The organism is Pararhizobium sp., assembly GCF_035497515.1.
GTDB lineage: Bacteria > Pseudomonadota > Alphaproteobacteria > Rhizobiales > Rhizobiaceae > Pararhizobium.
The window spans coordinates 1-26,452 of sequence record NZ_DATJDJ010000211.1; the positions used below are offsets into that span (position 1 = coordinate 1).

Here is a 26,452-nt window from a genome sequence, read left to right on the forward strand (position 1 = left end):
CGGCGCCGCCTGGTATTTGGCGAGCAGCTTGGGCGAGAAGGCCTCGCCATTCTGGCCCGGCGGCATGCCGTCATAGTTCGGATTGCTGGTATAGGCGGGGGTCTCCTGCGGCGACTGGTCGTACCAGTCGTAGCGCAGGCCTGGCGTCAGCGAGAAGGCGCTGTCACCGAAGGCGATCTCGTCTTCGAGATAGATGCCGAACTTCTTGGTATCGACATCGGGCATATCCGCCTGATTCGTATGAAGGAAATTGCAAGGATCGAACGGCGGGAGCGGCCCGGACGGGCAATTGTCTCGTCCGGAAGAATACTGGCTGGTCGTGCCGATGGAGAAATCGCCGCCAAGACGGACGGTGTGATGTAGGCGTCCGGTGTCGAAGCCTTTCTCCGCATAGCCGGCGCCGCCGAAGGACCGATTATCGACTTCGCTCAACCGCGAATAGTCGCCGATGGGGCTTTTGACCCGATAACCGCTGCTGCCGCTTTCGCGCACCAGGTCCTGCCAGTAGAAAACGGCATTGGCGGCGTCGACCAGGGCGTCTTCGTCGGTCGCCTCGAACTCGTAGTTCAAGGAAATGCGGTCACGCTTCACCGCCTCTATGCCGTCCAGGCCATTCGGTGCGAAATTGTTGAATTGCAGATGCCTCAGGTCGATATCCTTCTCGCGATCGAAACGCTCGCCGGTCAGGGTAAAAATATGGCCGGTATCGGTATATTGCTTGACCTTGACCAGCACGTTGTTCTGGTCGAAATCGGCCGGGTTGGGCTCGGTGCGGCCCGGGCCGTAGAGATCGGCATCGCCGCTGCTGTCGCGCTCATGGCCCTTCTTGTAGCCGCCCTGAGACAGGATGGCCGTATTGTCGAAGCGGGCGGCGGCCGCGGCCGAGGTTCCCCAGCTCCTGTCTTCGCTGTCATAGGTGAACTTGAAGATGCCGCCCCAGGTCTTTCCCTCGCCGATCAGGTCTTCCGGCTCCAGCGTGCGCAGCACGACGGCTCCGCCAAGCGCGCCATCGCCGGCCCGGCTCGAATCCGCACCGCGAACGATATCGGCGGCAGACAGCGCGTCGAAATCGAAGCTGTCGATACCGCCATTCGCATCGCGGGCACCATCATCGAGATAGGGAATGACGATGCCGTCGATGGTGGTCTGGACGCGCGGACCATCGAGCCCGCGAATATTGACGCTGCCATCGGTGCGATTGAAGCCGACGCCCGGCTGCAGGCTGCGACCGAGGTCCTCGAAGCTGGAAATCTGGTTGTCGCGGATCTGCTCGGCGGTCGTCTCGGTTGCCAGCGGCGTTTCGGCAGTCCCGGTCGTGGGCGCCTTGACGACCAGCTTCTTCAGGACGGTGACGCCTTCCTGCGTGGCGGCTGCCTCGCCGGCCTCCTGGGCGTGCAATGATTGAAGGGGGAAAGCAGCGAAACAAAACGTCGCGCATGCCAAAAGCGCCGAGCGGTGATGCCGGGTAATCATGGGGCCAGTCCTTTGAGAAATGCACCGGGCTGGCTGGCGAGCCGATAGGCTCCATTGCTGGCTAGGTATCGGCCGCTGGAAATTGCTGCCTGCCCAGCTTGCTATAAAACATGACTATTATTGTCAACATATAAAAACCACATTTGCCCCGGTTTTGCCGCCGCCGGCAGTCATTCTGTTTGCACCCGCGTGCCCATTCGCATCGTTCAACACCCGCGATGCAACCACGCACCGCCCTGACGCGTTGTCCCTTCATCCTGCCGCCCAGGCAGAAGCGGAGTTCTTCATGGCTTTTCGATTGATCTTCCTCCTGTTGCCCATCCTTGTCCTCACCAGCGCCGGCCTCCCCGAAAAGGGCCCTCTCCCGGAAAAGAAGCCGGTGGAAACGGAGGCGACGCCGTCACCACCGAAAGTCGACAATGCCGACAAGAACCCGGCCAAAGATGCCAAGCCGCGGCCAGCGCCTCTGGATCAGAAGCCTGATCGGAAACCGGAAGCAAAGGCACAGACTGAGCCCAAGCTCATTATCGAGCCCGAGAACAACAAGGAGCATGCCGCCTGCCTTGCCGCATTAAAGGCGATCGGCGCCAGTTTCCGGGAAGAGAAACGGATCGACGACGGCAAGGGCTGCGGCATCGACCGGCCGCTCTCGCTGCAATCGGTCCTTCCCGGCATCGCCCTCAAGCCCGAAGGCAAGATGCGCTGCGAGACGGCGCTCGAACTGGCGCGCTGGACGAAGGAAGCCGTCCTGCCCGCCGCAAAAGCCGCACTTGAAAGCGAGGGACCGCTGACATCGGTCAACCAGGCATCAAGCTATGTCTGCCGGTTGCGCAACAATGCGACGAGCGGAAAAATCTCCGAGCATGCGCGCGGCAATGCCGTGGACGTCGCATCCTTCACCTTCAACAGCGGCAAGTCGATCGAAATCCAGCCGCGCGACGAGGATTCGACGCTGGCCGGCGCCTTCCAGCGGGCAGTGACTGCCACCGGCTGCCTCTATTTCGCGACCGTGCTCGACCCCGGCAGCGACGAGGCGCATGAGAACCATCTGCATTTCGACGTGATCGAACGCAAAGGCGGATACCGTTACTGCCGGTGAGGTATTCGCGCAGGTTCGGAAATACTTGGCGAGCAGCCCTGTCCTCGTCTTGCCGGAGACGGCATCGCACCCCATCTGCGTCGAGCGTCTGGTCTGAACGCAGGCCGTCCTTCTCTTCACAAGGCCCTCTTCACAAGGCCCCTCTTCACAAGGAATGTTTCATGCCCGTTTCCATGTACAAGCTCTCCGTGCCGGTCTTCATTCGAGGTCTCAACATTCTCGCGAACCTGCTTGACAAGGCGGAGGCGCATGCGGCCGAGCACAACATCCCGCTCGACGATCTCTTCAACGCCCGTCTCGCGCCGGACATGCTGGCCCTGTCGGGACAGATCCAGCGCGTTAGCGATACGTCCAAGAACACGATCGGCCGCCTGAGCGACATCACGGTGCCGAGTTTTCCGGATGAGGAAAAGTCCTTTGCCGATCTGCGCGAACGCACCGCCAAAACCATCGCATTCCTGGAAACCGTAAAGCCGTCCGATCTGGAAGGCAGCGACACGAGGGACGTGACCATCAATTTCGGCAAGCTGAAGTTCACGTTCACCGGCGACGACTACATGCTGAAATTCGCCATCCCGAACTTTTTCTTCCACGTCACGACGACCCACGACATCCTGCGCAACCAAGGCGTCGCCGTGGGCAAGGCCGACTTCCTCGGCGCTTATAGCTGAAGGCATCCATGGCATCGGATAAATGAAGGGGACGACGGCACCTGCCGCAGTCCCCTTTTGCAAATCAGAACAGGCCTTCGATGAAGCCGTCCGCGTTGAGATAGATCTTCTCCGACGACGGTACCCGTGGCAGGCCCGGCATGGTCATGATCTCGCCGGTGATGACGACGATGAAGCCGGCACCGGCCGAGAGGCGAACCTCGCGGACCGGGACAGTATGGCCGCTCGGTGCGCCGCGCAGGTTCGGGTCGGTCGAAAACGAGTATTGAGTCTTGGCCATGCAGATCGGCAGATGGCCGTATCCCTGTTCTTCCCATGTCTTCAACTGATCGCGCACAGACTTGTCGGCAATCACTTCGCCGGCGTGGTAGATGTCCTTGGCGATCGTTTCGATCTTCTTGAACAGCGGCATGTCGTCCGGATAGAGCGGCGAGAACTGCGAGCGGCCGTTTTCGGCCAGTTCCACCACCTTTCGGGCCAATTCCTCGATGCCGGCGGACCCCTGCGCCCAGTGCTTGCAGAGCACGGCCTCGGCGCCGAGCGTGGCGACGAAATCCTTGATCGCCTGGATTTCGGCTTCCGTATCCAGCGTGAAGTGATTGATCGCCACGACGACCGGAACACCGAACTTCTTGACGTTCTGGATATGGCGGCCGAGATTGGCGCAGCCCTTGCGGACGGCGTCTACATTTTCCTGGCCCAGGTCCTCCTTCTTCACACCGCCATTCATCTTCATCGCCCGCGCCGTGGCAACGATCACCGCCGCGTCAGGCTTCAGGCCAGCCTTGCGGCACTTGATGTCGAAGAATTTTTCCGCCCCGAGATCTGCACCGAAGCCGGCTTCGGTCACGACATAATCGGCGAGCTTCAGCGCCGTCGTCGTCGCCACCACCGAATTGCAGCCATGGGCGATATTGGCGAAAGGCCCGCCATGCACGAAGGCGGGATTGTTTTCCAGTGTCTGCACGAGGTTCGGCTGCATGGCGTCCTTGAGCAGCACGGTCATCGCACCATCGGCTTTGATATCGCGGGCAAAGACCGGAGTCTTGTCGCGCCTGTAAGCAACGATGATATCGCCCAAGCGCTTTTCCAGATCCTTCAGATCGGTGGACAGACACAGGATCGCCATCACTTCGGAAGCGACGGTGATATCGAAGCCGGTCTCGCGCGGAAAACCATTCGCGACGCCGCCAAGCGAGCCGACGATCTGGCGCAGGCCACGATCGTTCATATCCATGACCCGGCGCCAGGCGACGCGGCGGATATCGATATTCTGCTCGTTGCCCCAGTAGATGTGGTTGTCGATCAGTGCCGACAGCAGGTTATGGGCGGAGGTGATGGCATGGAAATCGCCGGTGAAATGTAGATTGATGTCTTCCATCGGCACCACCTGCGCGTAACCGCCGCCGGCAGCACCGCCCTTGACGCCGAAGCAGGGGCCGAGCGAAGCCTCGCGGATGCAGACGACCGTCTTCTTGCCGATGCGGTTGAGGCCATCGCCAAGACCAACCGTGGTCGTCGTCTTGCCCTCGCCCGCGGGCGTCGGGTTGATCGCCGTGACCAGGATCAGGCGGCCGTTCTTCTTGCTCTTCTGGCGGGATATGAAATCGGCGCTGATCTTCGCCTTGTCATGGCCGTAGGGAAGCAAATCCTCCGGGGGAATTCCCAGCCCTGCGCCGACTTCGAGGATCGGCTTTTTCTTCGCTGCACGTGCAATTTCGATATCGGACTTTACCTCGGCCATATGGTGTCTCTCCCTTCCACCTTTTTCGGTCTGGGGAGCATAAGAGCCTGAATTGACGCCGCTTTCCATATCTTAATTTGCCGGCAAATGGACCAAAAACGACAAATGATGCGCTCCAAACGACAGAACACCCAGGGACTGTTGTAATTGCGACTATGGATGCAGCAAGCCGGATAGTGCCGGCACGCCGCAGAAGAGGCAGAGAAGAAAAAAACGCGGTCAGCCGGACGATCGGGCTGACCGGTGCGCCTTTTTTACCGCGCCAGGATATCGCGCATTTCGACAAGGTTCGAACGCACTCGAAGGATGTAAAAGCCCATCGTCGCAAGATGCGTCGGCATGATCCAGCCATCCTCGCGACCGTTGGAAATGATGGCCGGCTGGATATTCAGGGCCGAGCGAAGCTGCTTGATGCTTTCCTGCCAGATGGGCTCGATGCCGCGCGCCTTGATGACGGCATCGAAATCGGCCCCCGCCGCGGAAAGGATGCCGTAGTAGCCGTAGAGCTGTCCATAGGCGAACCAGAATCGGTCGTCGGCTCTCGTATCGAACCAGCCGCCATTGTGGAATTCCGAGCGTTCGCGGATGATGGCGGAGGTCGAACCGATATCATTGGCAATGCGATCGAGGAATTCGATCAGGTTGTCCGAGCGACCATCGAAGATCGCCTCGCAGGCTTCGAGAGACGTGTTGAATTTGCGCAGGTCTTCCATCGCGGTGCGATAATAGGTCGGCGTCGGCGTCTTCGGCAGCAGCGAATCCGAGCCGAAATACCAGGTCTCCTCGTCGAACTGGATATTGCCCCGGGCACGCTGCAGATCGGCATTGACGCCGGACGTGCCACGCACGCGTCCAAGCGAATCGACCAGTTCGACCGATGTCCGTCGCACCGCCTGATTGACGCCGCGCTGGAACGACGCCTTGTTGTCGAACCAGGGTGTGTTGTCCCAATCCAGCCCGAAGAAGCCGACCTTGTAGAGCAGCATCGACGAAATCCATGCATTCTGATCGACATTCTGGTCGATCAGGTCGGCCGTCACATCCACCACCGCCGAACGTATGCAGGTTTTCGGCGCAGGCTGGGATGTCTCGCTCGCCGCCGCCGTCGTATTGGTGTCGGTAGCTGCGACTCCAGCGTCCTGCTTGCGCTGCGCGAAATTGTAATCGTTGACATAATCGGGGTTGAAACCCGTCCAGACCTGCGTCTGCCAGATGAAATAGAAATAAAATCCAAAGAGAACCAGGAGACCGATGCCGATCGGCCCCTTGATGATCCAGGCGCGGGCCCGGTACCAGTTGGCAACCGTGATGAAGGGATAGAGTATCCAGGAGACCACCAGGCCAATGCCCCGGCCGATCGCTGCAAACACACGCTGGAAAAACGCGACGATCGGATCAAGCATTGCTGTTATCCTCCTTCAACCCGTAAAGGCGTTTGCGAAACGCCACCTTGTCCCTGAGATATGTGCCGGTCAGCGTCGCCACAACATATTCCCTGAACTTTTCGCTGTAATGCTCATAGGAGGCATAGAAGCCCTGCTTGTCAAAGACGAAACGCGAGACGAAATCGCGCGGCACGAGCTGTGAAATCAGCCGGTTCGTCAGCCATTGATCCGGATGATCGGGCGCGGCGCGCACCAGCAGGAAGCGGTTTTCCGGCGTAACGTCCTGCATCCTGACCGTTCCCGATGCAAGCACGGTCCGCAGCATGTTCTGCAGGAACGGATAGGCCCCGTCCGCTGCCACGCGGGCGGAATTGCGGTGCATCCAGGTCTGCAGCCAGATCGCGTCGATGGCATTGATATCGGTGGTCGGATCCGCCTCGTTGACGAGGCCGCGCAGGATCATGTCCGATCGGTGCTGGTAGAGGCCCGAACTTTCCACCCAGGACGCCTGCGGCAGTTGCAGCCGGTTTGTCGATGCCAGGAATTCGTAAATGCGCAGCGGGTCGGACAGGCTGATATAGCTGACCTGCCACGGACGCGACCGACGGAAGCCCGGCACGGACGGATCGCAGATGACCGTCGTCGTCTTCTCGTCGAGAAAGATATAGACGCCGCCAAAATGATTGGCCCAGAAGGCGTCGTGACGAAAGACCAGCTTGTCGGGAACCAGCGCGTTTTCCCGAATGTCGCCGGTCAATTTGGCAAGTTCCACCATCCGGTTCAGCATGGCGTCGTCGGACCAGGCGGTCGGGACCGTTTTCAACCGATCGATCAGCGCCCGCAGTTCCGCCGCCTTGCCGAGCATGTCCTCGGCCGACATGACGCGAAACCGAACTTCGTTGATCGACAGGAGATCGTCGATATCTTCGACGGTCGAGACGGAATCCTCGATCTCGCCGTAAAGCGCATCCTTGATCGTTACCGCATTGATCGCCCGCGCATTGGCGGAAAAGAACTCGTGCATCAGCGCGGCGGTGTTGGAGAAGCTGGTATGAACGACCGGAAGCTCCTCCTGGCTCGGGGTCATGATGATGAAGCGCCGGTTCACCCGGTTCGGATCGAGATAATCGCGATCGCCCAGTTCATCGGCGATCTCCGGCGAAAACCCGGTCATGTCGATGCGGAACGACGGCAGCGCCGTCGGACGCAGGCCAAACCCCTCAAGCGCCTTGTTGTAGCGGGCAATCAGGTGCGGCTCGGAAATTTCGAGCAGGCGACCATAGATGAGTTCGGCTTCGAGGAGGCGTTTCATACGTTTGCTGCGATTTTGCGTTGATCAATCATCTTTAGATGGCGCTTCATCGCGCGTCGGCACCACGTCGTCGAGGTTCAGGTGAAGGACCTTTGCAATCGCTTTCAGCACGGAGATACTGCCTTCCTTCTTTCCCGTCTCGATCTCGGAAATGTAAGCTGTACTGATACCGGCGGCAGCCGCAAGGTCCTTGGCGGAGAGCCCGCGAAAATCGCGCCAGACCCGGACCGGGTGTTCCCCGTCAATAAGCCGATCGACAAATTCGACAGGCACGCGCTCTTCTTCACCTGCTGCAACCCGCGCCTCATAAGCCTTGACCGCGAGCAAATCCTCCAGGTCCTCGACAAGTTCCGACTGCTGTAAGAGCAAGTTATAATCGCTACGGCTCAGGACAACCATCTCCTCGCCGTTGGGCGTCGTGAAAGAAACGGGCGTGTTCATGGCTTCAATCCCTTATAAACCTCTCCGCGACCGGCGATCTTGATGACGTCTACTACCAGTCCGTCCTCGCTGAAAATCACACGCCAGTCGCCGACCCGAAGACGATAATATTCGATATCTTGCAGTTTCTTGACATTGTTGGCGAGCGATGCGGGATCTTCGGCATACTGCTGTATCTTCTGGCGTATTCGCTTCGCATCAGTCGCCGGCATCCGCGTCAGGGCCTTGATGGCCTCCTTTTCATAGATGACGCGCATGACAATCCTAATCCGATAAAACTAATTCCGGCAACAAAATTCGCTATCAGCTAATCATCACCCCTACCACCGCCCGTCCGCCTTCATCGCCTCGATCTCCCGGATCGCCTTCTCCCTTTGCCGTTCCCGGCGGATGATGTCGGTCACCGCGGCATCGTCGGATTTGTCGGTGTAGCGGAATTCACTGTCGGCATAACGGTTGATTTCCTGCATGACCATGTCGAGCGTGATCGGGCCGCGCAGTTCCTCGATCATCGCCTTCTTCTCGTCATAGCCCTTATGCATGAAGGCCTCGGGCGTGACGAACCAGTCGTCGGGAAGCTCGACATCCATCGCCCGCATCTTGATCGCATCGGTGATGTTCTTGATGGCACGGCCGGTAAAGCGCGGCTCGGCCTCCTTGATCATGTGTAGGTAGGAGCCGACATCGGCCAGCGTCTCGATCCTGCCTTCCTCCTTCTCGTGCCGCTCCCAGACGGCAAGCAGGCCTTCCTCCTTCGGGCGGGCATGCTCCGCGTAGGATTGAGAAACAGCTTTTTTGATTTCCTGCCCCGCGAACAACTGGTGTTCGCCGAGTGGGATCTTGTGGTTCCTGCCGACCAGCATCGCGAAGATATCGATATAATCCCCTTCCGACTGCGGCCCGTCGACCAGCCAGCGGGCTCCGGCGCGCTGGCGCAAGGCATCATCGACGTTTTCCGGATAGTTGGAAAACATGCCGAAGGTGCAATTGCCGCGAATGACCGTCGAGGCGCCGGCGAAACTTTCCATCAGCACCGCCGTCACCTCGTGCTGGCCGGCCGACGCACGGTCGTCCGAGCGCTTGGCCGCGACCTGGTCGACGTCGTCGATCGTGCCAAAGCCGATCACCTTCGGGTTGATGACATTGTTGACGAATGCCTTGCAGTTCTGCCCCGACTTGCCCTGGTAGGACGAAATCTGATCGACGCCGAAATTCTCGTAGTGAAACGCATAACCGGCAACCTGGCAGTAGTCGTTGAGCAGGCCGGCGAGCATCTGGATCAGGATGGTCTTGCCGGTGCCCGGCATGCCGTCGCCGATGAAGGTGAACAAGAAGCCGCCAAGCTCGACGAACGGATTCATCTGTCGCTCGAAATCATAGGCCATCAGCATCTTCGATAGCTTCAGCGCCTGATACTTGGCGATATGGTTGCCGATGATCTCTTCCGGCTTCTTGAAGGTCATCACCAGAGGTTTCTGCTTCTGGCCGGGGGCGACATCGAAGCCATCCAGCGTAAAATCGTCCTGGTCCAGCCGGATATGGACATTCTCGAAGCTCGCAAGCCCGGTGAACCGCGCCTTGCGGCCGATCAGGCCTTCGATGGCGAGCCGCGCGAAAGCCCGCGACCGGCTGGTCAGCGCCGCATCATCCGGCGCACCGGCAATGGTCTTGTCGAGAGCCGAAATCATGCCCTTCAGCGCATCCTGCGGGGTGTCAAACAGGAAGTCCGGCTCCAAACCATCCTCCACCGGCTCGCTGTCGCCGGCAAGCGTCGCGCCGAGATAGGCGGCGAAGGTGAAGGCAGCGATATAGGCGGATGCCGACAAGAGCGCCTTGAACTGTGTCGCCTCCTCCCCCGACAGCGGCGACGTCGCATTGCGCGATTGCAGGCCTTCCAGGTTGGTCTGCCGGGCAAACACGTCGGCGACGGCGAGCGCCACCTGAATGCCCCGCCGGGAGCGGTACAGCAGGGCATGCTGGCTCGGCGAAAACAGCGGATCGGCGGAGCGAACCGACTGGATCGTCTTCACCAGTTCGACCTCGCGTGTCCGCCGCTGCCCACCCGTCGAAACGGTGGAGACGAAGCGGCGGCCGGTGCCGGCGATCGCCGTTCCGGATGCAGGATCGTCCGCCTCCAGAATGATCAGCCGTGTCACCAGCCCCTGCGCGACCGCCTGATGCTTGGCGATGTCATCCTCGTGCAACGTCGTCAAACCCGCGTTCAGGGACATGGAATCACACCTCGCTGATGACCTGGTTGCCGGAAATCACATGCACCTTGTAGTCGCCGAAAATCTGCGCGGCATCGCCGGCGGCATAGAGGGCCTGATAGGCTTCGTGCGGAACCAACGCGTGCTTCTCGTAGGAACTCACGCCCATGCGGGTCGCTTCCAGATTGTCGGTATCGATATGAAATTCCTCGCTCGGCGGCGTCGAAGACCAGAAGCCACGCTGGGCCGGGCGTTCGGCCTTGGAAAAGACCTCCTGCACCGTCCAGGTCAGAAGCCAGGCGTTTTCCGGCTTGCGCACCTTGGACAGGATATCGTTGATCCTGGCATTGTTCTCCGTGATCCCGGCAGAATAGAACGGCCCCAGCACGAGACGGCGCAACTGCTTGGGGCGCAACTCTGGAAAATCCCGGTCGAGACTGGTGGCGATCGTCACTGGCGTCAGCGAATAGGCGCTGTTCTTCAACGCGAAATCATCGAACCGGCTGGCGAATTCCGGATTGAGAAGCCCGCCGATCGGCAGCGGGATATCGACCTCCGGATTGAGCTTCCCGTCCGACGTCACCAGCATCTTGATGATCTTTTCCGAGGAATCCTCGATCGTCGCCATATAGACCATCGGCAAGGTGCTGGCGCCGTCGAACGCGCCCCAGCAGACGATGTAATAGGGCCGCATGGTCTTCGGATTGACGGCGACACGCACGGTCTCGGGCATGATGAAGGGCGAGAAGATATCGCCCTTGCCGATCTGCTCGAGATAGAGCCGCTCGGCCATGCGCGATTGCAGCGCGGTCGGAAAAGCCTTTTGCCGCAGGATGAAATCGGCCATTTCCTGGCGCAGCGCATCGGCAACCGGAATGCCGGACAGGCGCTTTTCGGCCGACTGCCGGTCGTTTTCCAGCTCCAGCACGTTCTGGAACACCGGAAAACCGCTTTCCGCCCGAGAAATACGGAACTGCTCGATAAAACCGATCCGGTTTTCCCAGCAGGAAAACGACGCTTTCAGTCGCGCCAGATAGGGCACGATGACTTCGCCGACGACGGTGTTCTTGTAGAGCGGCGAATTGCGGTCGCCGAGGAAGATTTCCAGCCCGCCGAGTGCCGCACGGATCGAGGCAAAATACTGGCCGACGGTGCCTTCGGATGCAGCGTTCATGATGGCATGCTCTGAATATGAGGAGGCTTACCCCGCTTTGTCGTCGACGCCGACATCTCCCCCTCAAGGGGGAGATGTCCCGGAGGGACACAGGGGGATAACCCTCGGCAAACTCTAAGTAAACCCATCACTGCTTCACGTAATTCGCGGAATTGTGCTTGTCCATGACGGCCTGGAAACGCCTGGCAAAAGCATCGTCGGCAAGCTTCTTGCGGCGCTGAATGTCCTGCGTCGACAGCATGTTTTTCTCGTGCATTTCCAAGAGGTCGCCGATGTGGCGCTGCGAGGCGGAACCGATACCGGCCATGGTCTCTTCGGCGGCGGTATCGACCTGGCTGCCGAGCGTGTTGATCTTGTGCGCCACGTCCTGCTGCGCCGCTGTCTTCAACGAATCTTCCAGCGCCTTGTAAAGCACGATGCGCTGCTCGGTATCGATGGTCAGCTTGTTGATCAGCGTGTTCTGCGCGGCGATCTGGTTGTTGAGACTGTCCACGAAGGTCTGGAACATCGAGGTGTAGCGCTCGTAGGTCTGGCTTTCCGCCAAGAGTTCCTGTTCCTTGGCCTGCTTCTCGTTATATTCCGTCGCCAGCACGGAGCGTTCGCCCTCGAGTTGGGTGCGGGAAAGCTGGTCGGTCGAGGCGGCGATCCTGTTTTCGATGTCCATCAGCAGCGGGTTCAGTTCCTCGATCCGCTTCTGGGTTTCCTGCAGGTTGGCCATCGTGCCCTTGCGGCGCTCGATCACCTGGAGCAGGCTCGCCTCGGAGGTCTTGTAGCGCTGGTCGAGGACGCTCTTCTGTTCCTTCAGGATGCCGACGATCGTGTCGGACTTGGCGAGCAGTTCCTGCAGGTTGCCGGCGAGCGACATGTTGCGGACGCGGTCGGTGCGCATGCGCTGCGCGCTCTGCTTGGAAAAGATGCCGATGAATTTTTCATAACCGGTGTAGCTCTTCATGCTCTCGAATTCGGAGCCGAAGGCATTGGTCGCATCTTCAAGCCCGATGATCAGGTCGGCAATATTGCCTTCCATCACCTTCTGCTGGTTGATGACGTCCTGGATGCGGGCATTCTCGATGTCGAAATTGGCGTCGCCGAGCTTGGTATCCGACTTGGCGAACTGGTCGAGCACGACCGCCGACTGATCCATCTTGCCGCGCATCTGCTCGACGATACCGCGGGTCTTTTCGATTTCGCTCTCAAAATTCTGAAGTGTCGCCATCGGTTTTCCCCTTCTTGCTCCGATGCTAACGCATCGCGCAGCCTAATTATTCAGTCGTGACATCAGCTTATATAATGGGAGCGGCAAGGTGAAGCTCAAGCCCCGCTTGCCGATTTTCAATTCCGTATCGCATTGGTGGTCATGCCGGCGGTTGAAAGCCGGCCTAATTCATAGCCGTCGATTTCAGATAGGCGATAACATTCTCGATATCCCGAGGCTTTTTCAGGCCGGCGAAGCTCATCTTGGTGCCCGGAACCATGGCCTTCGGCGCAAGCAGATATTCGGAAATCCGATCCTCGTCCCAGACCTTGCCGTCCGCCCCGAAATCCGCCATCGCGCTCGAATAGGTGTAATCAGGAAAGGTTGCGACCGAACGGCCGACCACGCCCTTCAGGCTCGGTCCGACGCGGTTTACCGGCTCCGTCGCCGTATGGCAGGCACCGCATTTCTTGAAGACCTGCGCACCGGCGCTCGCATCACCATCCGCGCGGGCAAATCCGGTTCCGAGACAGAGAAAAAGACTGATCAAAACGAGGCGCGACGGCATGCGAACTCCTGCGGCGGACGGTGCGGGCCGCCCATCATGGCACGGCGCGGGGCTGGCGCGATAGCCGCCTCAACCCTCATTCATAATGTCATCCCAGTGGCGTCGGCAGTAGACCACATATTTCTCATTGCCGCCGACATCCACCTGCGCGCCTTCGCGCACGATTTGGCCCTCGGCATCCATCCGCGCCACCATCGTCGCCTTGCGGCCGCAATGGCAGATCGTGCGGACTTCGCGCATTTCATCGGCAATCGCCAGTAGCGCCTCCGAACCGGGGAAAAGCTTGCCCTGAAAATCGGTACGCAAGCCGTATGCCATCACCGGAATGCCGATCCGGTCGGCGACGCGCGCCAGTTGCCAGACCTGGTCGGCCCCGAGAAACTGGGCCTCGTCGACGAAGACGCAGGCAATCGCCTCCTCGGCATGGAGGCGCTCCACCAGCCCATAGAGATCGTCCTCGTGCTTGAAGGCGATGCCATCATCCGACAGGCCGATGCGCGACGACACCCGGCCCTTGCCCGCCCGGTCATCGAAGGCCGCGATCAGGATTACGGTCCGCATGCCGCGCTCGCGATAGTTGTAGGACGCCTGCAGAAGCATCGTCGATTTTCCGGCGTTCATCGTGGCGTAGCTGAAATACAGTTTTGCCATTGCGTCCTCTTCTGTATGCTGCTGATTGTTCATGAACAGGCCGAGCGAGGAAGACCAGAGCGCGAGCGGGAAAGTCACAGAAAATCGACAGCGACCCGCAGAACATTAGCAATGCGACATTTCACGTCGTTTTACGCGGGCGTGTCCAGCGATTGTCCCAATACACTTGGAACCAACATCAGGGCGCTTGAACTGGCGGACATTTGGTGATTGGCTAAAAATCAAAAGGCAGGGGAATAACCACGATGACCAGACTGACACTGAAATTCATGCTGACCGCAGCCGTATCGCTGTCCGCGTTGACGTCCGCCTATGCCGCAGAGCCGGAAAGCTGTGGCACCGTTCGTTTCGCTGATGTCGGCTGGACCGATATCACGGCGACCACCGCAACGGTTGCCTCGATCCTCAAGGGCCTCGGCTACGAGACCGACATCAAGGTCCTGTCCGTTCCTGTCACCTACCAGTCGCTGAAGAACAAGGACATCGACGTCTTCCTCGGCAACTGGATGCCGACCCAGGAAAACGACGTCCGCCCGTTCCTCGACGACAAGTCAGTCGAATCCTTCGGTCCGAACCTAGAGGGCGCCAAGTACACGCTGGCGACCAATGCCAAGGGTGCCGAGCTCGGCATCAAGGACTTCAAGGACATCGCCGCCCACAAGGACGAACTTGAAGGCAAGATCTACGGCATCGAGCCGGGCAATGACGGCAACCGCCTGATCATCGACATGGCCGACAAGGACACGTTCGGCCTCAAGGGCTTCGAAGTCGTCGAATCCTCCGAACAGGGTATGCTGGCGCAGGTTGCCCGCGCCGAAAAAGACGGCTCGCCGGTCGTTTTCCTCGGTTGGGAACCGCACCCGATGAACGCCAACTTCAAGCTGACCTATCTCTCGGGCGGTGACGATATCTTTGGCGCGAATTTCGGCGGTGCGACCGTGTTCACCAACGTGCGCGCCGGCTACACGACCGAGTGCCCGAATGTCGGAAAGCTGATCACCAACCTGAAGTTCACGCTTCCGATGGAAAACGAGATCATGGGCAAGATCCTCAATGACGGCCAGGATCCGGAAGCAGCCGCCAATGCCTGGCTGAAGGCCAATCCGACGGCCGTCGAGCCTTGGCTCGCAGGTGTCACCACCAAGGATGGTGGTGACGGACTGGCTGCGGTGAAGACCGCGCTCGGTCTCTGACCGGAAGATGAAGGCGGGGCATGGTCCCCGCCTTTTTTAAGCGCGCTCTGTCGCGTTTCCGCTCCTATCATCGGCTCCAAGAACCAGGCGATTTTCCGTGGAATGGCTGACCAATCCTGACAGACGCATACCCATAGGCGGCTGGGCGAAGAGTTTCTTCACCTGGCTGACCACCAATTTCACCGGTTTCTTCGACCAGGTCTCGGCCGTCCTCGCGGGCGTCGTCAACGTGATCCTGTGGATTCTGCAGACGCCGCATCCGCTGATCGTCGTGGCGATCGTCACCGGCCTTTCCTACTGGTTCCGCCGATCGATCGGCGTCACGCTATTCACGCTTTTCGGCCTGCTGCTGATCATCAACCTCGGCTACTGGAAGGCGACGACCGAGACGCTGGCGCTGGTGCTGGCCGCCAGCTTCGTCTCGATGGCCGTCGGCATCCCGCTCGGCATCGCCGCCGCCCGCCGGGCGTGGGTCTATGCCGTCATGCGGCCGATCCTCGACCTGATGCAGACGATCCCGACTTTCGTCTACCTCATCCCGGCGCTGGTCCTGTTCGGTCTCGGCATGGTGCCGGGCCTGATCGCCACCGTGATCTTCGCCATTCCCGCGCCGATCCGTCTGACGCGCCTCGGCATCATCTCGACGCCGCCTTCGCTGGTCGAAGCGGCCGTCTCCTTCGGCGCAACGCCGGCGCAGGTGCTCCGCAAGATCGAACTGCCCTTCGCCATGCCGCAGATCATGGCGGGTCTCACCCAGACCATCATGCTGTCTCTGTCGATGGTGGTCATTTCCGCGCTCGTCGGTGCTGCCGGTCTTGGCGTGCCGGTCGTGCGGGCACTCAACACCGTCAACATCGCCATGGGCTTTGAATCGGGCCTGTGCATCGTCATTCTCGCGATCATTCTCGACCGCCTGTTCCGTTCCTCCGATGAAGGAGAAGGCGCATGACCGATGCCGTCGTTTTCAAGAATGTCGATATCATCTTCGGCAACAAGCCCGATGCTGCCATCGCCATGGTCGATCAGGGCAAGACGCGCGACGAGATCGGCGCTGCGACTGGACTGGTGCTTGGCGTCGCCGATGCCTCGCTGTCGATCCAGGAAGGCGAAATCCTCGTCCTGATGGGCCTTTCGGGCTCCGGCAAATCGACGCTGCTGCGCGCCGTCAACGGGCTTGCCCCGGTGGTGCGCGGCGAGGTGCAGGTCAAGACCCGGCACGGCAATATCAATCCCTACAAGACCTCGGCGAAATCGCTGCGCGACTTCCGCATGCACGATGTCTCCATGGTGTTCCAGCAGTTCGCGCTGCTGCCCTGGCGCACGGTGGAAGACAATGTCGGTTTCGGGCTGGAACTGGCCGGTGTTCCGGACAATGAGCGCAAGGCGCGCGTCGCCGAACAACTGGAACTGGTCAACCTGACCAAGTGGGCCGGCCGCCAGGTGAAGGAACTCTCCGGCGGCATGCAGCAGCGTGTCGGCCTTGCCCGTGCCTTTGCCACCGGCGCTCCCATCCTGTTGATGGACGAACCCTTCTCGGCACTCGACCCGCTGATCCGCACGCGCCTGCAGGACGAACTGCTGGAATTCCAGCGCCGCTTGAAGAAAACCATCCTGTTCGTCAGCCACGATCTCGACGAGGCCTTCCGCATCGGCAATCGCATCGCCATCATGGAAGGCGGCCGCATCATCCAGTGCGGCACGCCGCAGGACATCGTCAAGAACCCGGCCAACCAGTATGTCGCCGATTTCGTCCAGCACATGAACCCGATCACCATGCTGACGGCGATGGATGTGATGAGCCAGGGCGTCAACCGCACCGACAGCGCCGTCGGTGTATCGGCAACTGCCAAGCCGACCACGCCGCTGATCGATATTCTCGACGCCATGTCGCGGCAGCCGGGCAGCATCGGCGTCGTCGACAACGGCGCCATCGTCGGCACCATCAATGCCCAGAACGTCGTGGAAGGCCTGACCCGGCACCGCAACAGAACTTGACCGTAACCGCCTCGACGCCACTATAAGGACATCCGGACCCCATCGTTCCGGGCGTCCCACGTTCAATCACGAGGCAAGCCGATGGCCGACAAACCTTCCGTCCTGCGCGACACCGACGACGAGGCCCGCAAGCTTGCCCGCATCACCCTGCGCTCCGCCCGCAGCGCCTCGATCGCCGTGATCGAGCCGAAAAGTGACGGTTTTCCCTTCGTCAGCCGGGTTCTCCTCGGCATCGATACCGACGGCACGCCGGTCATCCTCGTTTCCGCCCTCTCCACCCACACGCAGGCGCTCTCCGCTGACCGACGCTGCTCGCTGCTGACGGGCGAGATCGGCAAGGGCGATCCTCTCGCCCACCCCCGCTTGACGGTTCAATGCCTGGCGGACAAGGTCGCGCGCGACAGCGACGCGCACGCCCGCATCCGCGAACGCTTCGTCCGCCGGCACCCCAAGTCGCAGCTCTATGTCGATTTTCCGGACTTCGCTTTCTACCGGCTGGTGCCGGCGCGCGCCAGCTTGAACGGTGGCTTCGGGCGCGCCTATGCGCTGGAGGGAACGGACCTCCTGATCCGTTCGCCGGCGATCGCCGACATCGCCAAGATGGAGGCCCGCGCGATCGATCACATGAACACCGATCATGCGGACGCAGCGAGCCTTTATGCCCAGGTTTACTGCGGCGCGAAAGGGTCCGGCTGGCGAATCACCGGCCTCGATGCCGGTGGTGTCGATCTTGCGCAAAAAGACCAATTGAAGCGGCTCGAATATGTCTCTCCGCTGCAATCCGCGGAGGAATTACGGGCGATGCTGGTTAAACTTTACGGTTAACCTACCCTAACCTACCCCGAATTCTTGCAGTGGGTGGTTGTCCTTTTATTCATCACGCCTAATTATCTAACACTCACAATCATAACCAAGCGTGATGTGATCTTCGCATGGAGTACCGAATGCAAACGATTTCCCCTCAGAGACACGACAAGGCTGAAGTTGCTGCGGAGTTTCTGTCGGCCATGGCAAACCCCAAGCGGCTGCTGATTCTCAGTTCACTGGTGAACGAGGAAATGGCTGTTGGTGCCTTGGCGAACCAGGTCGGCCTCAGCCAGTCTGCCCTGTCGCAACACCTGTCGAAATTGCGTGCCCAGAATCTGGTGACCACCCGCCGGGACGCGCAAACGATCTACTATTCCAGTTCGTCTGAAGCAGTGCTGAAAGTGCTGAAAACCTTGAAAGATATCTATGGCGAAGAACCTGTCGCGGCTGAAAAGCTGGTACAGCGCCGTACTGCCTGATTCCTGACCGGGGCCGCTCGCCGGCCCCGTCCGTATTCTTCTTCCAAAAATTAGACTTTTGTGTCGATCGCTGGTCGTTGATGCCGGCAGACCAGATGGCACCGCGCCACGATAACGTGGCTTTCACTCCAGCGGCAAACTCGCCCGTCGCATCCAACCGATTTTGTCGAACGCGACGGACGAAGGTCATATGCCCTTCACGAAGCAGCGGTAATTGCCCTTGATCCGCCACTCCGGCTGCGGGACGATCTTCAATCGCACGAAAAGGTTGTGCAGAGCTTGCAGGGTTGCGTCAACCCTTTCGACGCTTAACGCGCTATTGAGAGTTGGCATGCACTATCCCCGCCATGAATGACCCTGCTGAAAATGACAGGACGGTTGCCTGGGCGATCCTCGGAACCGGGTCGATCGCGGCGACCTTTGCGCAGGATATCGGGCTGGCCAAACATGCCAGGCTGGCGGCGGTCTGCTCGCGTACATCCGAGGCTGCCAACTCCTTCTCGCGGCGTTTCGGCGGCCTGCGTGTCGTTCCGGATATCGATGCGCTGGCGCGGGATCGCGAGATCGAGGCCGTCTATATCGCCACGCCGAACACCGCCCATTTCGATGCCGCGCATAGGTTGCTGAGCGCCGGCAAGCCGGTGCTGATCGAAAAGCCAATGGTTACGACGCTGGCGCAGGCCCGCCAGGTCGCCGATCTTGCGGACGAAAAGCAGACCTTTGCGATGGAAGCGCTCTGGACCCTCTTCCTGCCGGCGGTCGATCATGTCCGCACGCTGCTGGCCGACAAATCCATAGGCGCCATTACCGGCGTTCGCGCCGAGCTTGCCTATGTCAGGCGGTTCGACAGCACCAGCCGGTTCTTTTCCAAATCCCTTGGCGGCGGTTCGCTGTTTGACCTCGGCACCTATCCGATCGCGCTGACGCTGGCGCTGTTCGGCGAACCTCGATCCGTCACCGGTCGCTGGAGCGCTGCCCCGACCGGCGTCGACATGGCGGCCGACCTCCAGCTTGGCTATGCCGGATTTGCGACCCAGATCAGCTGCGGCTTCGATCGAAACGGCGCCAATCGCTTCGTCATTGAAGGCGAGACCGGCAGCATCGTCATCGATGCTCCGTTTCTTCGCGCAAGCCGGGTGTTCGTGATCCGCAATGGCTGGACGGGACGGCTGGCCATTCCATCCGGTTCCAGCCGGCTCTCTCGCCTCGTCGGCAAGGTTTCAGCGAGACTGCCCCTGCCCGGCCTCACCATTCACAACCATGCTTTTCCCGGAAACGGTCTGCAATTCGAGATCGAGGCTGCGAGCAAGGCCATTCTTCAGGGCGACCGCGAAAGCCGCACGATGCCGCTCAGTGCCAGTGTCGCGGCACTCGGCATCATCGAAACCATCCTGGCGCAATCGGCATCATAGGCCGGTCGGCGTATAGTCCCGCTTGCCGGCATTGAGCGCCAGGACGATTTCCGTCAGATGCAGCGCGGTCCTGCCCGAAAAGACCGGTTGCGTCCCGGCCGCGACCGCCTCCGCCTGCGCCGCGACCCCCCGGACAAAGTCGATCTGCGAAGGATAGGCGGGCAACACATTCTTCGCTGCCGCCCGCGAATAGGGCACAGGCTTTCCGGCCATCAGGCAGAACGGCAATTTGCGCTTGATCTGGCGTTCGATGCGATCAAGCAGCCGGTGCCGCAACGGGCGTCTCGCACCGACCAGCGAGACATGAACGGGCGAGCGATTATCCCAGAGATCGCGCACGACGATCGTTCCCTTGTCGCAAATGATGGTGAGGGACCGGTCGCGCGGCGCGGCAAGGCCGCTGGTCAGGCGAGCGACAAGCCCCGACTGGAACGTCAGGCAACCCGTCGAGAAATCGGGCCCAAGCACGAGGCTTTCCGTACCCGGCCCCTTGTTCGGAAATGTGAGAGCCGAAAAAGCGGCGACATTGGCGACGGGGCCGAAAAGCGAGACCAGCCAGCTGGTGGCGTAGCCGGCATGTTCCAGCGTGCAGCCGATCTCGAATTCGTGCACGCCCGGCCATTTCGCGCCGGAGCGGCTTCGCCACTCCTGCCAGTTGTCCAGGAAGACCGGCCCGTCCTCCATTTCCGCATAGGCGAGCCGCGGCATCCCGACGATGCCTGAGGCCAGGATATCAGCGCAATGCGCCCTGGCATCGCTCAAGGCGTTGGCTGGCGCACTCGCAAGAATAAGCCCCCTTTCCTCGGCAATCTCGACCAGTTCGCGCGCCTCGTCCACCGTCATCGCCAACGGCTTCTCGCAATAGACATGCTTGCCGGCCAGGAGGCTTGCTTTGTTGACCGGATGATGGCTTTCCGGCGTCGTCAGGTTGACAACGATGGTGATGGCGGGGTCGGCCAGCAGTTCCTCACCGGAAGTATAGGCCCGGACATTCCAATAGGCACAGAACTGCGCGAGGCGAGATGCATCGTTATCCCAGACCCCGACCAGCCGCAGGCCCGGGTGATTGGCAAGCGTCGTCATGTAATAGTCAGCAACGAAGCCGGTGCCGATGAAGGCTATGCCTGTCTGCCCGCTCATCGGGCATCCGCCAGGAAGGATGCGATATAGACCAGCGGCGCGTTCCAGTTGATCGTCATTTCGTTGGTACCCCAGGCCATGATGTCATCGACGTAGCACATCTGCGGCATGCAGCCCTTGAGCCGCGCCTGCGCGACCGCGTCGACCAGCGACGAGTTCGGTCCGCCGGCCAATGTTCCCACAGGTGGATTGGGCAGGCTTTCATCCACCTGATGCGCATACCAGCGGCTGTGCTGGTTCTTCGAAAAGACACTGCCATAGCCGGTGACATAGGACAGGTTCATCCCATTGCGCCCGAAGATGTAGTCCATGCTTTCGCGGACACTGTCGAGAAAGACCTTTTCACCCGTCAGGTCATAGCCGGCGGAGACGACGATCATGTTCTGCAGGATGAGCTGGTTGGACCCCCAGTCGTAGCGATTGTTCGCCGGGCGGTAGATGTGGCCGAAGGGTTCCTTTTTCTGAAGCCCGATGAAATTCTTCGCGGCCGAGACCACGGAGCCGCGGATCATCGCCTTGTCGTCCTCCGGCAGGTGATCGCCGAACAGCGCGAGGTCAAGCCGGGCCAGTCCGGCGACACTGCGCCAATCAAACGCGCCGATGGCGGGAAACACTGGGCCGGCCCAATAGGAGGAGCCCTTCAGCGTCGTCAGGTATTCCGTTTCGCCGGTGGTGAGATAAAGCTCGGCGGCGGCCCAGTAGGTCTCGTCGGTAATATCGGTATCATGATAATCGCCGCCCCCCTGCAAGCCGTCCGATTCCGGCGCAAACAAAACGGGATTGGCCGCGGCCGCAAACCAGGCCTTTTCCGACGCCGCCAGCAAGCGCTGCGAAAACGCCGCGTCATAGGGGGCAAAAAGGCGTGCGCCCTGCGCTGCCGCGGCGGCCAGATTGAGCGTGGCGGCGGTCGATGGGCGATGCAGGACGCGCTCCTCGGGATCAAGGTGCGGCAACATCGGCACGCCGGTCCAGCTGATATCATGCACCTTGTGATGCACCATGCCGGCCAGGGGCTGACCATCCGGCACCATCATTTTCAGGAGAAATTCCAGCTCCCAGCGCGCTTCGTCGAGAATATCGGGAATGCCGTTGCCGTTCTCGGGAATGCGCGACAGGCTGTCGCTGATGACGGGCGAGGCTCCCTTGCCGTACATCAATCCGCGTTCGAACGTGCCGAGAAGCTGCGCCACGGCGATGCCGCCATTGACCACATACTTGCCTTCGTCGCCGGCGTCGTACCAGCCACCCGAGACATCCAGCATGTAGTCGCAGGTCCAGTCCTTGCCGTAGAGCTTCGCGGCCTCCTTCCCGGCCAGGCAGGAAACGTCGATATCGCCGAGGTTCGGCCCCTCCTGCACATGCCCCGCAGGGCGAGCATAGGCCGCGCCGGCGATGTCGCCGTCAATCTCGATGCCGCTACGCTGCGGATAGAACCAGGACAACGCATCGATGCGCAATTTGCCATAGACATCGTTGCCGACCGAAAACGGATAGCTCTTCTTACCGCCGACGATCAACCGGTACCCCTCGCCCGCCCTCGTGAAGGCGGAAAAATCGGCGACCTGCGTTTCGGACCCGACGGTCTGATCGAAACCACCCGGCGCGGTCATGCCTTCGCCGACGACGGCGCCATTCGCATCCTGCAGTTGGAAGGCCAGCGGGTCGGCGCTGGTGGAGAGAACGGTTGCCCGCTTCGGCCCGTCGGTGAAATAGCCGGTCTGGTTGACCAGAGCCGGCAAGCTGTGCGGCGCGGGTTTCGCAGCGCCCGAAACGGCGGCGGCAGCAACGGTCTGCGCATCGGCTTCGCCGACAGCGATGTCATCGAGGCAGAACCGCCAAGGCGTTTCCGCGCCGCCAAGCTGAAAGAGGATCTGCGCCGGCTCCGTATCTGTTGCCTTGAACACGGCGGAGAAATCCTGCTTGCCGTTTTTCGTTGCGGCCTCGAGTGTCGCCTGCGCGGTCCAGGGTTCCGCATTGCGCTGAACCAGCACTGGAAAGACGTGATCCTCGCGCGCCTCCAAGGTCATGGTGAGCTGATAGGAGGTACCCACCGCAAATTGCAGATCGTTGACGCCCATCAACCGGTCCCAGGGCTGCCCGCCCGCCTCGACATCGGCGCAAAGCTTGCCCTTTTCCCGCGACAACGTCACGCCACCGGTGGCCCAGAAACCATCCGAGCCGTTTTCGAACGTGCCATCGGCGATCATGTTAGCGGCCCAGGCCTGCCCCGGGATACGGAAAACGACGGCGAGCGCCAGGCAGGCAAGCACCAGGCAGACAAGGGTTTTTCGCAACATCTTCATCCTGAAGCCAAATGTCGGGGCGCGGCGAGACACTGTGTCCGAACACGTTAAACTTCGGAAAAAACGAAGGCGATGTCACGCCCTATTCCTGCCGCCATGCTCAAGAAACCGTTTATTTCAGCGCCATCGCCGAACACATTGGGGCCAGTTGGCCAAGGCTTGACGCTGCAAGGCGCGCTGATAGTTTGACCATCAGGTAAAAGATTCCGCCTGACCCTGGTCTTGGCCAGGAAAAAAACACCACGGAGAACACGATGTCCAACCGCCTCAATGCCACGCCCAACGATCTCAGAGCTTTCTGGATGCCGTTCACGGCCAATCGGCAGTACAAGAAAGAACCACGCATGTTCGTCAAGGCGAAGGACATGCACTACACGACCCATGACGGGCGGCAGGTGCTGGACGGCACGGCGGGCCTCTGGTGCGTCAATGCCGGCCACTGCCGGCCGTTGATCACCGAGGCGATCCGTGAGCAGGCTGGTGAACTCGATTATGCGCCCGCCTTCCAGCTCGGCCATCCCAAAGCCTTCGAACTGGCCAACCGCCTGATCGACATCGCGCCTGACGGCATGGAACATGTGCTCTACACCAATTCCGGCTCGGAATCGGTCGAGACCGCGCTGAAGGTGGCGCTCGCCTATCACAAGGTGAAGGGCAATGGTTCGCGCACCCGCCTGATCGGCCGCGAACGCGGCTATCATGGCGTCAATTTCGGCGGCATTTCCGTCGGCGGCATCGTCTCCAACCGCAAGATGTTCGGCACGCTTCTGTCGGGCGTCGATCATATGCCCCACACCCATCTGCCGGAAAAGAACGCCTTCACCCGGGGCGAGCCGGAGCATGGCGCCGATCTCGCCACCGAACTGGAACGCATCGTCACCCTGCACGATGCCTCGACCATCGCCGCCGTCATCGTCGAGCCGGTCGCGGGTTCGACCGGCGTCCTCATCCCGCCGAAGGGCTACCTGCTGAAACTGCGCGATATCTGCACCAAGCACGGCATCCTGTTGATCTTCGACGAAGTCATCACCGGGTACGGCCGCCTCGGCACACCGTTCGCCGCCCAGTATTTCGACGTCAAGCCGGACATGATCGTCACCGCCAAGGGCCTGACCAACGGCGTCATTCCAATGGGCGCCGTCTTCGTCACGGCCGAAATTCACGACGCCTTCATGAACGGCCCGGAACACATGATCGAGTTCTTCCACGGCTATACCTATTCCGGCAATCCGATCGCCTGCGCCGCCGCCCTCGGCACGCTCGATACCTATCGTGACGAAGGCCTGCTCACCCGCGGCGCCGAGCTTGCACCTTACTGGGCCGATGCGCTGCACTCGCTGAAGGATTGCCCGCATGTCATCGATATCCGCAACATCGGCCTGATCGGCGCGATCGAACTTGCTCCCATTGCCGGGGAACCGACCAAGCGCGCCTTCTCCGCCTTCCTGAAGGCCTATGAGAACGGCTACCTGATCCGCACCACCGGCGACATCATCGCCCTGTCGCCGCCGCTGATCATCTCGAAGGCTGAAATCGACGAACTGATCGACGGCATCCGCAAGGTGCTGATCGCAAACGCCTGATGGCCAATACCGGCGAGCGCCCATCTGCAAACGGCGAAAGGGCGCTCGCCGAGCGAGATCAACAGCAGGAAAACAGCACCCTGACGAAAGAAACGATCCGCGCAGCCTGACCCCGCGACAATAGGAGCCAGTGCCTATACGGTAAATTGAACAATTATTTCGCAATTGCCCAGAAAATCGCCTTGCGGAATCCACAGGGCCTTCATAGACCCTTGGGCATGGGAAGGGCCTGTTCGCAGAAGACAGGGGAACCCATCCAGCGTAAGCTTGCTTCGACCGGAGGAATAGCCTTCGTGTGGCTGGCGATCATAACGCTGACACTGCGGGGAACCAACCCATCCAAGGAGAAGCAAGATGAACTTCAAGATAGTCTCGGGCGTCACGCTCGCCGCCTCGCTGGCGTTTTCGCCGCTCGCCCACGCGGAAATCGTCATCGGCCTGATCGCGCCGCTGACCGGTCCTGTCGCCGCCTATGGCGACCAGGTGAAGAACGGCGCTCAGGTTGCCGTCGACCAGATCAACAAGAACGGGGGCATTCTCGGCGAACAGGTCGTGCTGAAACTGGCCGACGATGCCGGCGAACCCAAGCAAGGTGTTTCGGCCGCAAACCAGATCGTCGGCGACGGCATCCGCTTCGTCGTTGGCCCGGTCACGTCGGGCGTTGCCATGCCGGCCTCCGATGTTTTGGCTGAAAACGGCATTCTGATGGTCACGCCGACGGCGACCACGCCTGATCTCACCAAGCGTGGCCTGACGACGATCCTGCGCACCTGCGGCCGTGACGACCAGCAGGCGGAAGTCGCTGCCGCCTACGTTCTCAAGCAGTTCAAGGACAAGCGCATCGGCATCCTCAACGACAAGGGCGCTTACGGCAAAGGCCTCGCGGATTCCTTCAAGGCAACGCTGAACGCCGGCGGCGTCACGGAAGTGTTCAACGATTCGCTGACGCCTGGCGACAAGGACCTGAGCGCGCTCACCACCCGCCTGAAAGCGGAAAAAGTCGATGTCCTCTATTTCGGCGGCTACCACCCGGAAGCCGGCCTTCTGGTGCGCCAGTTGCAAGACATCTCCGCCCCGATCCAGATCGTCGGCGGTGACGGTCTGTCCAACACCGAATTCTGGACCATCGGCACGGATGCGGCAGCCGGCACCGTGTTCACCAACGCGTCAGACGCGCTGAAGAACGACAATTCGAAGGCAGCCGTTGCCGCGCTACAGGCCGCCAACATTCCGCCGGAAGCCTTCACGCTGAACGCCTATGCCGCCGTCGAAGTCATCAAGGCCGGCATCGAAAAGGCCGGCAGCGCCGAGGATGCGACCGCCGTTGCGACCGCGCTGAAGTCCGGCGAGCCGATCAAGACCGCCATCGGCGACGTCACCTATGGCGAGACCGGCGACCTCACCTCGCAGAGCTTCTCGCTCTACAAGTGGGACGGTGGCAAGATCGTCGCCGCCGAATAAGCGGGATCGACAATCACGGAAACGGGCGCTTCGGCGCCCGTTTTCATTTCACGAGGAAGCGGTTGGCCATGGCGCAAGATTTCCCCGTCTCCCTAGGCAATATCGCGGCAGTGCGTTTATGCTGACGCAGCAAAGACAGGCAGGAAGCAGGACCAT

23 protein-coding genes are annotated in these 26,452 nt (G+C 60.6%); 10 read left to right on the forward strand and 13 right to left on the reverse strand.

Annotated elements, in window-relative coordinates; translation table 11 throughout:
• A partial coding sequence (locus VL202_RS21840) for a TonB-dependent receptor domain-containing protein (protein WP_325466160.1) occupies positions 1-1,473 on the reverse strand: 1,473 nt, incomplete at its 3' end.
• A gap of 286 nt (positions 1,474-1,759) precedes the next feature.
• Between VL202_RS21840 and VL202_RS21845 the strand changes: the two genes are divergently transcribed.
• Positions 1,760-2,572, forward strand: a complete 813-nt coding sequence (locus tag VL202_RS21845) for an extensin family protein (RefSeq protein WP_325466161.1) — start codon at positions 1,760-1,762, stop codon at positions 2,570-2,572.
• A 161-nt stretch (positions 2,573-2,733) separates the two neighbouring features.
• Entirely contained in the window at positions 2,734-3,243 is a 510-nt protein-coding gene (locus tag VL202_RS21850; RefSeq protein WP_325466162.1) for a DUF1993 domain-containing protein, read from the forward strand.
• 64 nt (positions 3,244-3,307) lie between these two features.
• Here VL202_RS21850 and VL202_RS21855 read toward each other — a convergent pair whose 3' ends face one another.
• The 10 genes from VL202_RS21855 to VL202_RS21900 all read right to left on the reverse strand — a co-directional run bounded on the left by VL202_RS21855 (position 3,308) and on the right by VL202_RS21900 (position 13,923).
• Positions 3,308-4,987: a formate--tetrahydrofolate ligase gene (locus VL202_RS21855; protein WP_325466163.1), complete on the reverse strand. Its 1,680-nt coding sequence runs from the start codon at positions 4,985-4,987 to the stop codon at positions 3,308-3,310.
• A gap of 254 nt (positions 4,988-5,241) precedes the next feature.
• Entirely contained in the window at positions 5,242-6,390 is a 1,149-nt protein-coding gene (locus VL202_RS21860; RefSeq protein ID WP_325466164.1) for a DUF2333 family protein, read from the reverse strand.
• Complete coding sequence (locus VL202_RS21865) at positions 6,383-7,684, reverse strand: DUF6638 family protein (RefSeq protein ID WP_325466165.1); 1,302 nt, start codon at positions 7,682-7,684, stop codon at positions 6,383-6,385. The genes VL202_RS21860 and VL202_RS21865 overlap by 8 nt, the downstream gene beginning before the upstream one ends.
• A 24-nt stretch (positions 7,685-7,708) precedes the next feature.
• Positions 7,709-8,125, reverse strand: coding sequence for a helix-turn-helix transcriptional regulator (locus tag VL202_RS21870; protein ID WP_325466166.1), 417 nt, complete (start codon positions 8,123-8,125; stop codon positions 7,709-7,711).
• Positions 8,122-8,382: a type II toxin-antitoxin system RelE/ParE family toxin gene (locus tag VL202_RS21875; protein WP_325466167.1), complete on the reverse strand. Its 261-nt coding sequence runs from the start codon at positions 8,380-8,382 to the stop codon at positions 8,122-8,124. The genes VL202_RS21870 and VL202_RS21875 overlap by 4 nt, the downstream gene beginning before the upstream one ends.
• Positions 8,383-8,445: 63 nt before the next feature.
• On the reverse strand, positions 8,446-10,356 hold the full coding sequence (locus VL202_RS21880; RefSeq protein ID WP_325466168.1) for an AAA family ATPase: 1,911 nt from the start codon (positions 10,354-10,356) through the stop codon (positions 8,446-8,448).
• Between the two features lie 4 nt (positions 10,357-10,360).
• A complete protein-coding gene (locus VL202_RS21885; protein ID WP_325466169.1) occupies positions 10,361-11,509 on the reverse strand; it encodes a hypothetical protein in 1,149 nt (382 codons plus the stop codon).
• Between the two features lie 127 nt (positions 11,510-11,636).
• A complete protein-coding gene (locus VL202_RS21890; RefSeq protein ID WP_325466170.1) occupies positions 11,637-12,725 on the reverse strand; it encodes a hypothetical protein in 1,089 nt (362 codons plus the stop codon).
• 163 nt (positions 12,726-12,888) lie between these two features.
• On the reverse strand, positions 12,889-13,272 hold the full coding sequence (locus tag VL202_RS21895; RefSeq protein ID WP_325466171.1) for a cytochrome c family protein: 384 nt from the start codon (positions 13,270-13,272) through the stop codon (positions 12,889-12,891).
• Positions 13,273-13,341: 69 nt separating this feature from the next.
• The gene (locus tag VL202_RS21900; RefSeq protein WP_325466172.1) at positions 13,342-13,923 is read right to left on the reverse strand and encodes a thymidine kinase; all 582 of its coding nucleotides are present in this window, start codon (positions 13,921-13,923) and stop codon (positions 13,342-13,344) included.
• Positions 13,924-14,168: 245 nt separating this feature from the next.
• Between VL202_RS21900 and VL202_RS21905 the strand changes: the two genes are divergently transcribed.
• The 6 genes from VL202_RS21905 (at position 14,169) to VL202_RS21930 (ending at position 19,809) form a co-directional block, all read left to right on the forward strand.
• The gene (locus VL202_RS21905) at positions 14,169-15,116 is read left to right on the forward strand and encodes a choline ABC transporter substrate-binding protein (protein WP_325466173.1); all 948 of its coding nucleotides are present in this window, start codon (positions 14,169-14,171) and stop codon (positions 15,114-15,116) included.
• Positions 15,117-15,222: 106 nt separating this feature from the next.
• The gene (choW, locus tag VL202_RS21910) at positions 15,223-16,065 is read left to right on the forward strand and encodes a choline ABC transporter permease subunit (protein ID WP_414692928.1); all 843 of its coding nucleotides are present in this window, start codon (positions 15,223-15,225) and stop codon (positions 16,063-16,065) included.
• Positions 16,062-17,111, forward strand: a complete 1,050-nt coding sequence (gene choV, locus VL202_RS21915; protein WP_325466175.1) for a choline ABC transporter ATP-binding protein — start codon at positions 16,062-16,064, stop codon at positions 17,109-17,111. Before choW ends, choV begins: the two co-directional genes overlap by 4 nt.
• Positions 17,112-17,192: 81 nt before the next feature.
• The gene (locus tag VL202_RS21920) at positions 17,193-17,936 is read left to right on the forward strand and encodes a HugZ family protein (RefSeq protein ID WP_325466176.1); all 744 of its coding nucleotides are present in this window, start codon (positions 17,193-17,195) and stop codon (positions 17,934-17,936) included.
• Positions 17,937-18,055: 119 nt separating this feature from the next.
• Complete coding sequence (locus tag VL202_RS21925) at positions 18,056-18,397, forward strand: metalloregulator ArsR/SmtB family transcription factor (RefSeq protein WP_325466177.1); 342 nt, start codon at positions 18,056-18,058, stop codon at positions 18,395-18,397.
• A gap of 347 nt (positions 18,398-18,744) precedes the next feature.
• On the forward strand, positions 18,745-19,809 hold the full coding sequence (locus VL202_RS21930) for a Gfo/Idh/MocA family oxidoreductase (protein ID WP_325466178.1): 1,065 nt from the start codon (positions 18,745-18,747) through the stop codon (positions 19,807-19,809).
• Here the strand turns inward: VL202_RS21930 and VL202_RS21935 are convergent.
• Positions 19,804-20,949, reverse strand: a complete 1,146-nt coding sequence (locus VL202_RS21935) for a Gfo/Idh/MocA family oxidoreductase (RefSeq protein WP_325466179.1) — start codon at positions 20,947-20,949, stop codon at positions 19,804-19,806. The genes VL202_RS21930 and VL202_RS21935 overlap by 6 nt on opposite strands.
• The gene (locus tag VL202_RS21940; RefSeq protein ID WP_414692926.1) at positions 20,946-23,243 is read right to left on the reverse strand and encodes a glycoside hydrolase family 9 protein; all 2,298 of its coding nucleotides are present in this window, start codon (positions 23,241-23,243) and stop codon (positions 20,946-20,948) included. The genes VL202_RS21935 and VL202_RS21940 overlap by 4 nt, the downstream gene beginning before the upstream one ends.
• Positions 23,244-23,506: 263 nt before the next feature.
• Between VL202_RS21940 and VL202_RS21945 the strand changes: the two genes are divergently transcribed.
• Positions 23,507-24,835: an aspartate aminotransferase family protein gene (locus VL202_RS21945; protein ID WP_325466181.1), complete on the forward strand. Its 1,329-nt coding sequence runs from the start codon at positions 23,507-23,509 to the stop codon at positions 24,833-24,835.
• Between the two features lie 354 nt (positions 24,836-25,189).
• On the forward strand, positions 25,190-26,296 hold the full coding sequence (locus VL202_RS21950; protein ID WP_325466182.1) for a branched-chain amino acid ABC transporter substrate-binding protein: 1,107 nt from the start codon (positions 25,190-25,192) through the stop codon (positions 26,294-26,296).
• The last annotated feature ends 156 nt before the right edge of the window (positions 26,297-26,452 follow it).

Bases quoted from the DNA above. Each gene is read 5' to 3' on its own strand.
- VL202_RS21945 (WP_325466181.1), top strand. From the start codon at position 23,507: ATGTCCAACCGCCTCAATGCCACGCCCAACGATCTCAGAGCTTTCTGG.
- VL202_RS21895 (WP_325466171.1), bottom strand. From the start codon at position 13,272: ATGCCGTCGCGCCTCGTTTTGATCAGTCTTTTTCTCTGTCTCGGAACC.
- VL202_RS21950 (WP_325466182.1), top strand. From the start codon at position 25,190: ATGAACTTCAAGATAGTCTCGGGCGTCACGCTCGCCGCCTCGCTGGCG.
- VL202_RS21900 (WP_325466172.1), bottom strand. From the start codon at position 13,923: ATGGCAAAACTGTATTTCAGCTACGCCACGATGAACGCCGGAAAATCG.
- VL202_RS21905 (WP_325466173.1), top strand. From the start codon at position 14,169: ATGACCAGACTGACACTGAAATTCATGCTGACCGCAGCCGTATCGCTG.
- VL202_RS21890 (WP_325466170.1), bottom strand. From the start codon at position 12,725: ATGGCGACACTTCAGAATTTTGAGAGCGAAATCGAAAAGACCCGCGGT.
- VL202_RS21860 (WP_325466164.1), bottom strand. From the start codon at position 6,390: ATGCTTGATCCGATCGTCGCGTTTTTCCAGCGTGTGTTTGCAGCGATC.
- VL202_RS21845 (WP_325466161.1), top strand. From the start codon at position 1,760: ATGGCTTTTCGATTGATCTTCCTCCTGTTGCCCATCCTTGTCCTCACC.
- VL202_RS21850 (WP_325466162.1), top strand. From the start codon at position 2,734: ATGCCCGTTTCCATGTACAAGCTCTCCGTGCCGGTCTTCATTCGAGGT.
- VL202_RS21870 (WP_325466166.1), bottom strand. From the start codon at position 8,125: ATGAACACGCCCGTTTCTTTCACGACGCCCAACGGCGAGGAGATGGTT.
- VL202_RS21880 (WP_325466168.1), bottom strand. From the start codon at position 10,356: ATGTCCCTGAACGCGGGTTTGACGACGTTGCACGAGGATGACATCGCC.
- choV (WP_325466175.1), top strand. From the start codon at position 16,062: ATGACCGATGCCGTCGTTTTCAAGAATGTCGATATCATCTTCGGCAAC.
- VL202_RS21855 (WP_325466163.1), bottom strand. From the start codon at position 4,987: ATGGCCGAGGTAAAGTCCGATATCGAAATTGCACGTGCAGCGAAGAAA.
- VL202_RS21920 (WP_325466176.1), top strand. From the start codon at position 17,193: ATGGCCGACAAACCTTCCGTCCTGCGCGACACCGACGACGAGGCCCGC.
- VL202_RS21935 (WP_325466179.1), bottom strand. From the start codon at position 20,949: ATGAGCGGGCAGACAGGCATAGCCTTCATCGGCACCGGCTTCGTTGCT.
- VL202_RS21925 (WP_325466177.1), top strand. From the start codon at position 18,056: ATGCAAACGATTTCCCCTCAGAGACACGACAAGGCTGAAGTTGCTGCG.
- VL202_RS21875 (WP_325466167.1), bottom strand. From the start codon at position 8,382: ATGCGCGTCATCTATGAAAAGGAGGCCATCAAGGCCCTGACGCGGATG.
- VL202_RS21930 (WP_325466178.1), top strand. From the start codon at position 18,745: ATGAATGACCCTGCTGAAAATGACAGGACGGTTGCCTGGGCGATCCTC.
- VL202_RS21865 (WP_325466165.1), bottom strand. From the start codon at position 7,684: ATGAAACGCCTCCTCGAAGCCGAACTCATCTATGGTCGCCTGCTCGAA.
- VL202_RS21885 (WP_325466169.1), bottom strand. From the start codon at position 11,509: ATGAACGCTGCATCCGAAGGCACCGTCGGCCAGTATTTTGCCTCGATC.